We start from the raw sequence: 13,459 nt of genomic DNA on the forward strand, positions 1-13,459 counted from the left end.
CAACGGAAAAGCCTACTCCGACAACGCTGAACAGGCCAATATCTTGCCCGAACGGTATGGCGACTACGCCGTGTTTTTGGCCACGGTCGTGAAACACTTCCGCGACCAGGGCGTGAGGTTCAACTACCTCAGCCCCTTTAACGAGCCGCAGTGGGACTGGACCGGCAACGGGCAGGAGGGAAGTCCTTATACCAACCAGGAGTTGTTCGACATCACCCACAAACTCGACTCGGTATTAATCGCCGAGGGCCTTGCCATCAAAATACAACTGGCCGAGGCGGGCAAAATGAATTATCTCTACGAAGCGGCTGACAAGCCTACCCGTGGAAACCAGGTAGACGAATTCTTTTCGCCGACTTCGCCCCGATATGTCGGCAACATGAGATCGGTCGACAACATCATTTCCGCCCACAGCTATTTCACCTCGGCGCCGATGGACCAAATGCTTTCCGTCCGCAAAGCGGTGAACGCCAAGGTGAAGGCCTCGTCCACACCGCTGGAATTCTGGCAAAGTGAATATTGCGTACTTGGTGATCAGGAAGAGATACCCGGCGCCGGCAAAGACCGTGGCATGGCGACGGCGCTGTATGTGGCGCGACTCATTCACCACGACCTGACCGTTGCCAACGCTTCTGCCTGGCATTGGTGGACGTCGCTGTCGGCATACGACTATAAAGATGGCCTGGTATATGTAGAAAAAAACAAAGTCGACGGCGCAGTGGAGGACACCAAGCTGTTGTGGGCGTTCGGTAACTTTAGCCGCTTTGTACGGCCGGGTTCGGTACGGGTAGGAGTATCGTCAGCCGATGTTCCGATCGACAATGTGCTGGGGCTGCTGGTGTCTGCTTATGTGCACGACGATACACACAAACTCGTTACCGTGGTCGTGAACTATGGTACGGACGACGTGCCGTTGCAGCTGTCGGTTGACGGACATACCCACGTACCGGTTATCGCCTATATTACCTCGGCTGGCGCCGGTGAGGATCTGAAACCACGGCCTGCGCAAGACAGTCATGCGCCTGTCATCATTACTGGCCGGTCAGTTGTGACATTGGTCAGCACGCTGGAATAACGCAAATGACGGCCGCGTGCTTTAGAACAACCACTTGAGACGATATAAAACGAACAATACCTATGATGCCTATTCTACCCCCTAAACGCCTGACTGCGGCGTCGATCTTCCTGCTGGTTGCCGTCCTACTATTCGCTATACCGCTCTGTGCGCAGCAGACCCGTGGCGTGTTGTTTAACGACGGTTGGAAATTTCACAAAGGTGATGTTGCCGGCGCAGAGAAATCCACCACCGCTGATGCTTCCTGGCGTGCCCTGGCACTGCCGCACGACTGGAGTGTCGAAGGGCCCTTTAGTGAAGAATGGGCCAGTGGAACCGGTTACTTGCCGGCCGGAATCGGGTGGTACCGTAAAACGTTTCGTCTCGTTCCGACCCAACAAAACAAGACCCTGTACCTGTACTTTGACGGCGTATACAAAAACAGTGACGTGTGGATCAACGGTCAGCACCTCGGCAAACGTCCCAACGGCTATGCATCGTTTTATTACGACCTCACGCCGCACCTGAACAAGCAGGGCGAAAATGTCGTGGCCGTGAAGGTCGATCACACCGACTTTGGCGACTCCCGCTGGTATAGTGGTTCAGGCATTAATCGAAACGTATACCTGCTGGCATTGGCGCCGGTACATATCGGGGTGTGGGGTATTGCCTTTACGACACCGGAGGTTTCTGCGAGCCGTGCACATGCCCGCGTCGCGGTGCATGTTGAGAACCAAACAACGAAACCCGCTGCTGTGCGTGTAACAGCCGAGTTGGTCGATGCCGCCGGTAAGACCGTAAGCCGCGGCGAGGGGCCCGGACAGACTATTGCGACGGGCAGCGATGTGACGATGGATTTACACGTCGACAAGCCGGCGCTGTGGTCGCCTGAGAACCCGGCGCTGTATACGTTGCGCACAACGTTGTCTGTAGACGGAAAGAAGACAGAAACCGTGACGGAGACCATCGGCTTCCGCAGCTTCCGCTTTGATGCCGCCAAAGGATTTTTTCTGAACGACCGCAGCCTCAAACTCAAAGGCCTGTGTATACACGACGACGCGGGCGCCCTCGGCTCGGCCGTTCCCGCCGACGTGTGGGAACGACGCCTCCAGCTCTTCAAAGCCATGGGCTGCAACGCCATACGCATGAGCCATAATCCACACCAGGATTACCTTTACGACCTATGCGATAAGCTCGGCCTGATCGTACAGGACGAAGCGTTTGACGAGTGGGAAGTAGGTAAAAACAAATGGATCAAGGGCTGGAACGTTGGTGAGCCCGGCAAGGATGGCTACAGCAAAAACTTTGCGGAGTGGGCCGACCGCGACGTGCGCGACATGATTCTGCGCAATCGTAACCGTACCTGTATTTTGATGTGGAGCATTGGCAACGAGATTGATTACCCTAACGACCCCTATACCGACGAAATCCTCAACACAGGCCGTAACCCGCAGATTTATGGAAAAGGATATCAGGCGGGCAACCCAGCTGCCAGGCGCCTTGGTGAGATCGCGGCGCACCTGGCAGGGATGGTGAAGCGCTATGACACTACCCGCGCCGTGACAGCAGCTCTGGCGGGCGTGGTGATGTCCAACCTTACCACGTACCCAGAGGCGCTCGACCTGGTGGGGTATAATTACCAGGAATACCGCTATACCGACGATCATGCTCAATACCCCCGACGGATTATTTATGGCAGTGAAAACAGCAAGGGATACGACGCCTGGGAGGCGGTGGTGAAGAACGACTTCATCGCCGGCCAGTTTCTGTGGACCGGTATCGACTTTCTCGGCGAAGCCCGCACCTGGCCCATACGTGGCAGTGGCGCTGGTCTGGTGGACCTGGCCGGCTTCCCGAAGCCGGAGTATTACTATCGCAAAAGTCTGTGGACCGATGAGCCGGTGATATATCTGGCGGCTGCTAAGATTTCCGATGACGGCGCGCGACGCCAGAGCGGATGGGCGGCCGCCCACTGGAATTGGACGGTGGGTGATTCACTCACGCTGCTGGCCTATACCAACGCTGACGAGGCAGAGTTGGTTGTAAACAATCGCTCGCTTGGTCGGAAGCCGCTGCTGGAAAGTGAACAAAGGATCATTCGCTGGAAAGTTGCCTATCAGCCCGGCACCGCCACCCTGGTGGCCTATACCAAAGGCAACGAGACAGGTCGTCATACGCTTAAAACAGCTGGTGCCGCCAGTCAGTTGAAAGTGACCTTGGATCGAACCACCCTGTCTGCAGCTCGTCGTGAGGTCGCTCACATTGTCGTGGAGGTAACGGATGCAGCGGGAAACCTGGTGCCGTCGTCGGAGCACGAAATTACCTGCCGAATTGAAGGGCCCGCCAGGCTTATCGGGCTCGAAAATGGTGATCTGGCCAGTCATGAAGATTATAAGGGTAAAACCCGAAAAGCCTTCCGGGGCAAGTGGTTGGGATACATTCAGGCGGAAAGGCCGGGACCGGTAAAAGTCATCCTTTCAACGCCAGGATTGAATGAAACCGTGGCTGTGTTTGTGTCAAAATAGACACGGAGTGCATTTACTCCGCTTTCAGAATCTTCACCGGACTAATCAATGCTGCCCGTATAGCTTGATAACTCAGTGTCGTTTTCAAGCCATTTACCGTACCCAGCACAAAGATTTTTAAGTTCGGTTAAAATGCTTAAGGCAAAAAGAAGAAATGATGGTTGTAATGTATGGCGAATGTACAAGCTTGAAACTTACCGCGAGAAACGAACAAATATCTTTGACAATGTGATGAAGCTAAACAAACTAACTTTTCTATCGCTTCTTTGGGCGGTGATGTTTCTTATTTCATGTAGCGGGCAAATGGCGGAAAGTTTGCATCGAATGTTAGAAGATAAACATGGGGAATATTTGGTTTTACTACTAAGATGGAAGGCGGTTGTCGTTATAATGGCAAATCTATCATCAATTACAAACCTAATGATGAGACCTATTTCTGGGGACTTTTAGAGGATAAAAATGAAAATATATGGCCTGGCGGAAGGAACAAAGGAGTTTTTCGTTATGATGGGAAAATCTTTACTAGTATATTACAAAAGGCAGATTTAATTCATCATATGTTGCGGGCTCTACAATACAGGACAAAGCAGGAAATATCTGGTTTGGCACTGAGGCTGGCGATCCTTCAAAAAGAGAAAGCAAAGGAGGCGTGTGGCGTTACGATGGAAAAACCTTTGTAAATTTTTAAAGAAAGATGGTTTGAGTCATAACTGTGTTTGGAGTCTTTTAGAAGACAAAGCTGGAAATATCTGGCTCGGCACAAGAAACACCGGCTTATGTAGATTTGATGGGAAAGCTTTAGTGGGTTTTCGGAAAAAGAGAAATAGGAGAACCCGAGCACTACGGGGTCGTTGCCCGAGACCACAAATTGTGTGTATTTTATAGTATGGCGTTATATCCGGACGTTAGCGATAAATGCAAAAAAAAATCACAATTATGATTTATAATATTTTAAACGGCGACTCTCTTGCTTGCAGTTTTCCTGACGCTAGAATTGAAGGAGATATAATTGTAGTTAGGGAAGGTCTTATAGATGGAGATTTATCAGGCAGCAATTTGCAAGATTTTTGGCAATCAAGAGCAAAGTATATGGGAGTATCAGAAACTGAATACCACGGCAAAGTGGTAAATGAATTCGAAAAAATAATGAATGCTCCTGATAATTCAGAGTTTAATCTTTGGTTTGAGTATGACTTGTTTTGTCAAGTTAATATGTGGTTTGTTATTTCTATTATTGATAGTTTGCCAATAAAGAAAAAAGTTTTTGCTGTCTATACCTCTTATCTGGACAAAACCAGCAAACAATTTTGGAACGGCTTTGGGGCGGCAAATTCAGACGAATTAAAGGTTTGTTATGCGAAGAGAATCTCTTTAAGTGAAGCTGACATACATTTAGGGCAAGGCTTATGGAAAGCTTACAAAAATGGTAATCTCGAAGAATTGACGAATCTTTCAAAGAATCAATCCTTAGCTTTTCCGTATTTAGAAGAGGTCGTAAACGCGCACGTTGACCGTTTCCCAAAAGATGGCACAAAAGGAAGACCTGAACGGGTTATTGAGGACATCACAAAAAACATTTCTACTGACTTTCATAAAGTGTTCAAGGAATTTTGGAACAGAGAAAGCATTTATGGTTTTGGCGACACTCAATTAAGAAGTCTATATGACAAAGTAATGCACTGCCGCTAACGAAAGTGGATGTGCCATCGCGATGCAGTATAAAGTTGTAGTCTACTTTTCAAAACAGCACATTCTGCATCAAGATCAACTTTCAAGTCCTCCAGCAATTTGTATTTGCTTCTTTATGAAGGGTGGTTGATGGTCTTCCTGCATTTTTTTGGCGTGACGAATCCAGGGAGTAGCGTAAGCTTCTCCAAAAGCAGAAGCTTACGGATCGGACTGACTATGATGCAGCAATTGAGGTTTTCAAAAACAAAAGGCCTTCGCTCTATCATCGAATCTGAATTTAAAAATCGTGGGTAAGCAAGGTAGTGCCCCTACGCTGGCCATACAGCCACCAGAGGAGTAGTTCGTAAGCACCTCAATGAGATCAACAATCATGGGATAAGGAGGAACGTAAACTACAGTGCTACAAGGATTGATAAAAAGCAATTCTCCTTACGCAATCATAAGGAGAATTATTTAGAGAACGGTCTTTCCTGATATTATTTTTCCTCGAGGGTAAATTCAATATTGATCTTACTGAGGTCTTCCAGCGGCTGAATATTTAAATCTACTTTATCTGCTTTAAACAGCTTTGATTTCTTCAGGTTCTCCTGTGATTGAATGACTTTCGACCGGCTGAATTGATCTCCTTTTTCGAACTGGATCATTTTCATAATTTCCGCAGTCGTGATTGACGAATTTCCTGTGATGGTGATATCGTTGATATAAGCAACATTACCTTCGTGGATCTTCATGTTAAGCACTACTTTATTTTCAGCAATAACTTCTTCCGGTTCTATTGTAAAATAAACATATCCAAGATCCATATATAGACCGCTGATGTCTTGCCTTTTAGGGTTGAATGATAAGTTCTTTTCCACCTGTTTTTTATCATAAATATCCCCGGGTTTGATCGCCAGAATGCCGGTCAGATACTCATCCGTAAAAACCCTGTTGCCTTCCCAGTTTATTGCTGCGAGGATTAATTTTTGCTCTGGTACATTTGCCAGCTGCTGACCTTGTTCAGAACGCTCGGTAAAGGAAAATGCCATCATCAGCAGCGCTAACAATGGTATTATGGCTACAAATCTCACTGCTTTCATTTTGTTTTGTTTTTGAATGTATAACATATTGATTCTACTTTTTAAGTCTGCTACTGAAAAAGGGTGAACGAACCGTTCTGCCTCATAGTGATGAGACAATCGTATAATTAGTTTCGAGTACGCATCCGGATCCTGCTTTGTATTCATCACCGCTTTGTCGGCCAGGTATTCGTGCACCTGGCATAGCGAAGTTTTCAATTTCTTCAGGAAAGGATTAAACCAACAGACAACGCCTGCGATCTCCATCAATAGGAGATCATAAGAGTGTTTCTGCCGGATATGAGCCTGCTCATGCAGGAGCACTGTATTGTATTCATCCTGATTTAATGAATTCTTATTTTCATTAATAAATATGCATGTCATGAAAGAGAAAAAGGCAGGTCCGTTTTTTAGACGAACGATCCGGTAATCCATTTCACGTACCACCTCGTTATTTTTTATAAGCATGTGAATTTTCCACAGACTGCGCAGCAATTTGTACGATACAAAAAGACATCCAATGAGGTAAATCGTGAGCAGCGCAGGAAATAGGAGATCGACCAAGTCATAGCGAGCGAGGTCCGTGGTTTCCGATCTCGCCGGTGTGACACCTCCTTGACCGATCAAGGAAAGGAAAAACGGTTTCGGACCGAGGGCATCATTTGAAGGTTGCCATACGCCAATGCTAAGAAACGGGATGATGAAACTTATCACCGTGGCGCTGAGCAAATAAATCCTGCTGAAATTAAAATAGGGGAGGTTTGAATACAATGTGCGATAAAGCAAATAAAAGACAGTATGGCAAATTGTAACCTGCGAAAGATACAAGATAAGAGAGTTCATTTCTTCCGGGTTTTACAGTCTTGAATAAATTTTGAAATATCGTTTAACTCATCTTCGGACAACTCCTTTTCCTCCACCATAAAAGAGACTACATTTTCGAGTGATCCGTCAAAGTAATTTGTAATGAAACTCTTCAACGCAAATTTTTTATATGCCAGTTTAGAAACGGCAGGTGTATACTCATATATCTTACCATACGCTTTATGCTTCACAAATCCTTTATCTTCCAGTATCCTGACGATGGAAGAAATGGTCGTATAGGGTGGCTTGGGATCAGGAAGCTGTTCGATGATATCATTCACAAAACCTTTTTTCATAGTCCACAGAGTGTCCATGATCCTTTCTTCTCTTTTTGTTAACTGCTCCATGTCACAAATGTGTAACTTATTTTTAAGTTATACAACTTAATTGTTAGTTATATAACGTACATATGCGTAGAATTGGTTATTTGACACCTTCCTATGTTTGAATCATAAGTACGAAAACTGTCAATTCAGGCTAAATTTGAGGTTTCGAATATAGCTTTGGAAAAATCGGGTGTTTGAGCCCCAGTACGGTTTCTAATTGTATATTAGTGCGTTTGAACGAATTCCTGCATGAACCACCTCGTCGCTAGAGCATACCTCGTCGCCCCGGTTATCGGATGCCTACTGACGATTAGTCTTTTCTCCTGCCATAGTCTTGACGAGAAAAATGTGCCTGTACATGATCGTGTTGTGTCTGAACACGATTACATTCAGGCTTTCCTGGCAATAGACACACTGCCCACGCCAAAGCGTTTAGAACAGATCAGCTTAATGCTGGAAGAATTCGACTCAACGGAATACGCGGGCAATCCATACTACAACTATCTTCAGGGCTATATCCTACAACTCGAGAACAAGCCCGACAGTGCATTGATCTACTACCGGAACATGAAGCCGGATGAGCTTTCCGCACTCTTCATATTAAAAGAATATGCCATTCTGTCCAGTACAACGAACGAAGCCGTCATTGCCGATTCGGAGCTCATGGCTACCGTCCTGCACATGATCGCGAACGCTGAAAAAACCAACAACCCATTCACCTACAAGTTGTATGATCTCCTTGCCAGATTCTACTACAGAAACCAGAACGGTGAAAAGGCCGCAGCGTACACTCACCTTTACTACAAAAACCATCCGTTCAAAGATCAGATTACCGTCAGGCAGCGTTATCACGCCCTCCTGTTTATACTCGCGGTGCGAGACATAGACACCAAGGCCATGCGCGTGCACCTCGACAGCTGTCGTAAGCTGGCATTGCTGATCAACGACAGCCTCACACTCATGCGCACCTACGAGGGTGAATCGCAGCTGCAAGTACTCACCGGGCACTACACAGAGGCCGTACGTGGCTATCGAAAATATTTTCAGTATTTGAAACGGAAGGGCCTTCTCGATATTGTCGCGTTCAACAACATGGCCAAAATCGTACTGGATAATAATGAGCCCGACTCGGCGATTCATTATTTCAGGGAAGCAATACGATGGGCAAAAGAAAATGTTCCCACGGCCGACCTCTTAGGAGTTTACGGCGGACTCAATGAAACGTACTGGAGCATGGGAGATTGTCAAAATGCACACATTGCCCTCGACTCCGTATTGCAAATATATGCCCGCAACACCGAAGCCATTCAGGCTACGAAAATAGAACAGATCCACACGCGCTACGAAACGGAAAAGAAGGACCAGGCCATAGCCTCTCTGCAGACTACCAATGCCCTGAACGAGAAGATCATCACCCAGCAACGGTGGATCTTTGTGGCTGCAGGCCTGCTGCTCCTCATTGTGCTGTTGTTTATGTACAACATATATCGCCGCCGCCTGCTCACCGAGAAGAATGAAAATCTTTTGCTGGAAAACAAACGCATGGCACTCGAGCAGAAAACCAGGCAGATGCAACTCAACCCCCACTTCATCTACAACGCCATCGCTAACTTGCAGGGACTTATCGGTGGTGGGAAAAAACAGGAGGCCAACGCCTACCTGGTATCGTTCTCACAGTTGATGCGCAATGTCCTGGAGCTGAACCGCCATGAGATGATCGCCCTGGAGGACGAGATCACATCCCTAAAGAATTACATCGAGCTGCAACAGATGCGCTTTGCCAATATGTTCGACTACCGCATTGAAGTTCAGGACCTCGACACCGAAGCCATCAAGATCCCGCCCATGCTCCTTCAGCCCTTCGTGGAAAACGCCATCGAACACGGCTTCAAGAACATTGGCTATAAAGGCCAGCTGCAGATTTCCTTCCGCATGGAGGCGCAGCAATTACACATCGGCATCGGCGACAACGGTGTGGGCATCGAAGAACAGGTGAAGAGGCTTTCCGGGAAGACGTCGCTATCGCGGATCATCACCCAGGAGCGCCTCGATATTCTGTTTAACACCACCCACCGGAAAGCCTGGTTTGAAACACAGCCCAATGCGGCATGGGGTGGAAAAGGAACTGAAGTAAACATCTCCATACCCGTGCCTGCGGCCTGATAACCCCGACGTCATGAAAGTTTATATTCTCGAAGACGAAGTAAATATCCGCGAATACATCCTGTCGCTGGCAGGAGATATACCCTATCTGCAGATAGTGGGCTACGCCGCCGAGATAGCCACAGCACAGAAAGAGATCCAGCAGCTGCAACCCGACCTCATCCTGGCCGACATCGAGCTGAAAGACGGTACCTGCTTCACCCTCTTCAATACCATAAAAACAGACGCCCACATTATCTTTATCACCGCCTACAACCAGTACGCCATCGATGCCCTTAACCTCGGGGCATTCGCTTATTTGCTGAAGCCCATCGACACAGCCGCCTTCAACAACACAATAGACAGATGCTACAAAAAAATAGAAGCCTATCGTTTAACAAAACAACAGCTGGAAATCACCGATAGCCACTACCAGAAAAAAGATACGCCGCGAAGAATCGTCCTCAAAAACTTCGACTTCATCCAGATCGTCGCCATGGAAGACATCGTCTACTGCCAAAGCGACAAAGGATACACCACCTTCCACCTCCGGGACGGCAGCAAGATCATCATGTCCAAAGTTCTGAAAGAATATGAAGCCCTTCTCCCCGAAGACACCTTCATTCGCTGCCACCAGTCCTACATGGTAAACGTCAACTACGTCAGCCGCTATTACAAAGAAGGCGAGCTCCTCCTCACAAACACCCACAAAATCCCTGTCTCGGATCGTAAAAAATCCATCGTTATAGACTACATCGAAAAACTGGCCTAGAAAAGCGCGAACAGAAAGGAGCAGAACGTGAGAAGGGGAGGAGGCAAATGACTCCCTTCCTCAGCGCATATCCCGTCGCAGCCCGCGAATATCGACCCACCCCCCGCGGATATCAATCTCCTGAATTTGACCCCATTCGGTCACCTACTTTTACTTCACCATTACATCGGAAGCACAAAAAAATGCTGCGAGAGAACAAAGTCCATTGGATATGACGCGCCAGGAAGTAAAAGAGATCGTTCAGAAAGCGCACCCAAATCCGCGACAAATGGGATACAGCCCCCTCTGCAGGCAAAGCCGCATTCAACATACTGTCCGTAACCATCACACAGAGAGACCAGAATATTTACCAACTCGTCCCACTGAACTAAGTCAACGCAGGCCACATTCGCTGCTCTCCTCGGGCAATGACCAGAACGTCAACAGGGCCTATCCACCGGTCTTCGCTGCGCCTCTCTCATCCGCCACTCACGGAATCAACGGTATCTCAGAGGCATGCGTCTTTTTGTAACGTGCAGGCCGCTTGCATTTGATAAAACAACCTTACCATGGCTGAAGAGAAACAAGAACCGATCAACCCGATGATGGAAGAAATGAGAAAGCAATGGGCTGCGATGGGCATCGATCCGAACCAGATGCTTTCCTATATGAACAACGCCATAGGCATGCAGCAAAACATTCAGGACCAGGTCAATCAGGCCATGGGCAGCAGCCCCTTCCTGCAGAATCTGATGGGTATGGCGGGCGGTCAGGCTCCTGCCGGCGACATGCTGAATATGTTCGACGACAGTCCTGAGATAAAAGAAGACTCGGATCTTGCGCCTGCCGATCTCAAGGCTGTGCTCTGCGGAGCGAACATCGCATACGCGCATACCCAATATCTTAACACGCTCTCTACCTATCGCCCTGTCGAAGATATTCTTGAAGGCCTGGAAAATGCCTGGAGCATAAGCTCGCGCGAAGATCTACTGGGAACGCTCGACTGGCTGGACAAGAATGGCCACAAAGCATATTTCGATATCATCTGGACCACGCTCAGTACGCTGCCGAAGGCCGAATGGCGCGCAGGTATCAAAAGTCTTGAACTGCAGGCCATGGCCGACACCAACATCGAGCCTGAGCGCCTCATGACCTATGCTACCCACATCCTGGAAGGGTATCCCGGCCTGCTCAGCCACGGAATTTTTGCCAAGGCAAAAACTCCTGATGTCACCGCCTGGGATCTCACCCGCGCCATTAACCTGTGCCGGTTTGGCTTCGACGTAGAGTATCTAACACGCAACGAAGCGTTGCAGAAGATCCAGAAGTTTGCACAGAAGCTGTACAGCACCTATGATTCCTGGAGGGAATTGTCGGAAGGCTACGTGACAGGATTCGCGATGTGGAGTGGCGAAGGCGACGACCTCGACGAACGGATAGAGCAGCACGGTGTTCTATTGCAACATCCGAAAAGCCTCTGGACGAAGATCAGCTGGAAGTAACACCACGCGAGACTATTGCCATTATTTATATAGCGCTTATTTAGTTGGTGATATTTTTTAGCAATCCGAGTTCAGTAGATTAAAACATTTTAGAATAAATTATATAGTAAAACAAAAGTTTATGAATCCTTTATTTTTAATTCCGGTAGCAGTAGTAATTGCAGGTGCTTTTTTTATGATCTATATGAATAAAAAGCACAGTGCCGCAAAATCAGAAATTGATTTAGACCATGAGCGCACAAAATATGACCAATACAAGCAAGAGCTATTAGCCACCGACTTTTCACAATTAAAGCAATGGATCAAAGGTAAAAGCATTGATGCTTTTACCTCTGCATCCGCTCCTCAGTCGACAGCTAACAAAGTTCAGGAAATGGTAACCGATGGTATAAAAAATGTAGCCTTATCGGCCGTTGGTGTAAAAATTAAAAGGGTAGAGACCGATTGTTTTTGGGTGTTGAGCGGAAGTAATTTGTATTTCTTTAGCACAAATACGGTAGGCGAACTGGATGAGACGATTGTGTTTGATAATTTCAGAATAGAAAAAGCCCAACTTCAATATGGCGGTATTTTGAAATCGCAATTGGGGGCTTATTCAAAATCTTCTGAAGAGTATTTACCAAAGACACATATCATTACTTTTGATATGGAAGGAGGCCCATTATCACTTGAAATTCACGACAGGCTTAATTATATAACTGACCCGACTGATATGTTGAACCTGAAAAAGCAATTAGAGGCAAGAGTGAAATATCAGGTAGTCGGCGAGAGATTTCTATCCATTTTACAAAACAAGTTTCCTGATTTAAAAATAACTTAGATCGAGATGGGCTTTTTTTCGAAAATTATAAACTCATTTAAAAGCATAAGACTAAATAAAACCAATGCGTTAAAAGGAGATTTATTAGATCATTTACTCGTTGGCTCCATGTATGCCGAACAACAATCGGCATATTTGAATTCTTATGAAACTGGCTTAAACAAACAGGATGTTCGTCATTTAGTTGAAACCTACTGGGAGATATATAATCAAACGGAGGCGATTGTAATTCTTCAAAGTTTGCACATCAGAAATCAGGATGAAAATATAGATGTGGTTTTTAGAGCCTTTGAGGATAACGAAAATTATGTCGACATTTTGAAATCAAACTTATCCAATAAGGAAGGGGAATTTGATTATTACTTAGGCCTGTTTAGAAAGTTAAACACTGTAGTTCCTGACCTTATTGAGCAAAGTAACATCACCAATTTCGCGCAGCTAAGAAGGACAAAAGACAGTGGTTGGAATTATGGACGAAGCGTATTTCTGGCACGCTGTTGCTATGAGCTGGGTTATCTTTCAGAAAATCAGCTACAAGAATATTTAGCTAAATCGTATGCAGGGTTAAAAAAGTATTGTAACACCTGGCAGGAATACACCACAAGCTACATTTTTGGAAGAGCCGTATGGGGTGGTGCAAATAATGGTGGAATGATGCAAATTGCAGATGACTTATTAAAAAACGTTAAAAGTCCGCTTCACAATAAACCTAATATTTAACACATGGA

General features: G+C 46.7%; 12 protein-coding genes. 10 read left to right on the plus strand and 2 right to left on the minus strand.

What is annotated here, in order from left to right; all coding sequences use genetic code 11:
• The 5 genes from KK062_RS12750 to KK062_RS12765 form a co-directional block, all read left to right on the plus strand.
• Positions 1–1,075: glycoside hydrolase (locus tag KK062_RS12750; RefSeq protein WP_254084687.1), on the plus strand; the 1,075-nt coding region annotated here is incomplete at its 5' end.
• A 62-nt stretch (positions 1,076–1,137) separates the two neighbouring features.
• Entirely contained in the window at positions 1,138–3,579 is a 2,442-nt protein-coding gene (locus KK062_RS12755; protein ID WP_254084688.1) for a glycoside hydrolase family 2 TIM barrel-domain containing protein, read from the plus strand.
• A 574-nt stretch (positions 3,580–4,153) separates the two neighbouring features.
• Positions 4,154–4,267, plus strand: a complete 114-nt coding sequence (locus KK062_RS31055) for a hypothetical protein (protein ID WP_369075172.1) — start codon at positions 4,154–4,156, stop codon at positions 4,265–4,267.
• Positions 4,231–4,464, plus strand: coding sequence for a two-component regulator propeller domain-containing protein (locus KK062_RS31060; protein WP_369075171.1), 234 nt, complete (start codon positions 4,231–4,233; stop codon positions 4,462–4,464). Before KK062_RS31055 ends, KK062_RS31060 begins: the two co-directional genes overlap by 37 nt.
• A gap of 30 nt (positions 4,465–4,494) precedes the next feature.
• A complete protein-coding gene (locus KK062_RS12765) occupies positions 4,495–5,268 on the plus strand; it encodes a DUF1835 domain-containing protein (RefSeq protein ID WP_254084690.1) in 774 nt (257 codons plus the stop codon).
• Between the two features lie 476 nt (positions 5,269–5,744).
• Here the strand turns inward: KK062_RS12765 and KK062_RS12770 are convergent, their stop codons facing one another.
• Complete coding sequence (locus KK062_RS12770) at positions 5,745–7,169, minus strand: M56 family metallopeptidase (RefSeq protein WP_254084691.1); 1,425 nt, start codon at positions 7,167–7,169, stop codon at positions 5,745–5,747.
• A complete protein-coding gene (locus tag KK062_RS12775; protein WP_254084692.1) occupies positions 7,166–7,537 on the minus strand; it encodes a BlaI/MecI/CopY family transcriptional regulator in 372 nt (123 codons plus the stop codon). Before KK062_RS12775 ends, KK062_RS12770 begins: the two co-directional genes overlap by 4 nt.
• A 228-nt stretch (positions 7,538–7,765) precedes the next feature.
• Between KK062_RS12775 and KK062_RS12780 the strand changes: the two genes are divergently transcribed.
• From KK062_RS12780 to KK062_RS12800, 5 genes are all read left to right on the plus strand, one after another.
• Positions 7,766–9,679, plus strand: coding sequence for a tetratricopeptide repeat-containing sensor histidine kinase (locus tag KK062_RS12780; RefSeq protein WP_254084693.1), 1,914 nt, complete (start codon positions 7,766–7,768; stop codon positions 9,677–9,679).
• Between the two features lie 13 nt (positions 9,680–9,692).
• A complete protein-coding gene (locus tag KK062_RS12785) occupies positions 9,693–10,430 on the plus strand; it encodes a LytR/AlgR family response regulator transcription factor (protein WP_254084694.1) in 738 nt (245 codons plus the stop codon).
• Positions 10,431–10,978: 548 nt separating this feature from the next.
• A complete protein-coding gene (locus KK062_RS12790; protein WP_254084695.1) occupies positions 10,979–11,911 on the plus strand; it encodes a DUF1266 domain-containing protein in 933 nt (310 codons plus the stop codon).
• 121 nt (positions 11,912–12,032) lie between these two features.
• Positions 12,033–12,731: a hypothetical protein gene (locus KK062_RS12795; protein ID WP_254084696.1), complete on the plus strand. Its 699-nt coding sequence runs from the start codon at positions 12,033–12,035 to the stop codon at positions 12,729–12,731.
• Between the two features lie 6 nt (positions 12,732–12,737).
• Positions 12,738–13,451 carry a DUF1266 domain-containing protein gene (locus KK062_RS12800; protein ID WP_254084697.1) on the plus strand — a complete coding sequence of 238 codons (714 nt, stop codon included), beginning with the start codon at positions 12,738–12,740 and terminating at the stop codon, positions 13,449–13,451.
• Positions 13,452–13,459: the final 8 nt, after the last annotated feature.

It is taken from the genome of Dawidia cretensis (assembly GCF_018598175.1).
GTDB classification, from domain to species: Bacteria; Bacteroidota; Bacteroidia; order Cytophagales; family Cyclobacteriaceae; genus Ohtaekwangia; species Ohtaekwangia cretensis.

What these genes read in the sequence shown, in the direction of transcription:
- KK062_RS12755 (WP_254084688.1), top strand. Translation starts at nt 1,138, where the DNA reads ATGATGCCTATTCTACCCCCTAAACGCCTGACTGCGGCGTCGATCTTC.
- KK062_RS12765 (WP_254084690.1), top strand. Translation starts at nt 4,495, where the DNA reads ATGCAAAAAAAAATCACAATTATGATTTATAATATTTTAAACGGCGAC.
- KK062_RS12770 (WP_254084691.1), bottom strand. Translation starts at nt 7,169, where the DNA reads ATGAACTCTCTTATCTTGTATCTTTCGCAGGTTACAATTTGCCATACT.
- KK062_RS12775 (WP_254084692.1), bottom strand. Translation starts at nt 7,537, where the DNA reads ATGGAGCAGTTAACAAAAAGAGAAGAAAGGATCATGGACACTCTGTGG.
- KK062_RS12780 (WP_254084693.1), top strand. Translation starts at nt 7,766, where the DNA reads ATGAACCACCTCGTCGCTAGAGCATACCTCGTCGCCCCGGTTATCGGA.
- KK062_RS12785 (WP_254084694.1), top strand. Translation starts at nt 9,693, where the DNA reads ATGAAAGTTTATATTCTCGAAGACGAAGTAAATATCCGCGAATACATC.
- KK062_RS12790 (WP_254084695.1), top strand. Translation starts at nt 10,979, where the DNA reads ATGGCTGAAGAGAAACAAGAACCGATCAACCCGATGATGGAAGAAATG.
- KK062_RS12795 (WP_254084696.1), top strand. Translation starts at nt 12,033, where the DNA reads ATGAATCCTTTATTTTTAATTCCGGTAGCAGTAGTAATTGCAGGTGCT.
- KK062_RS12800 (WP_254084697.1), top strand. Translation starts at nt 12,738, where the DNA reads ATGGGCTTTTTTTCGAAAATTATAAACTCATTTAAAAGCATAAGACTA.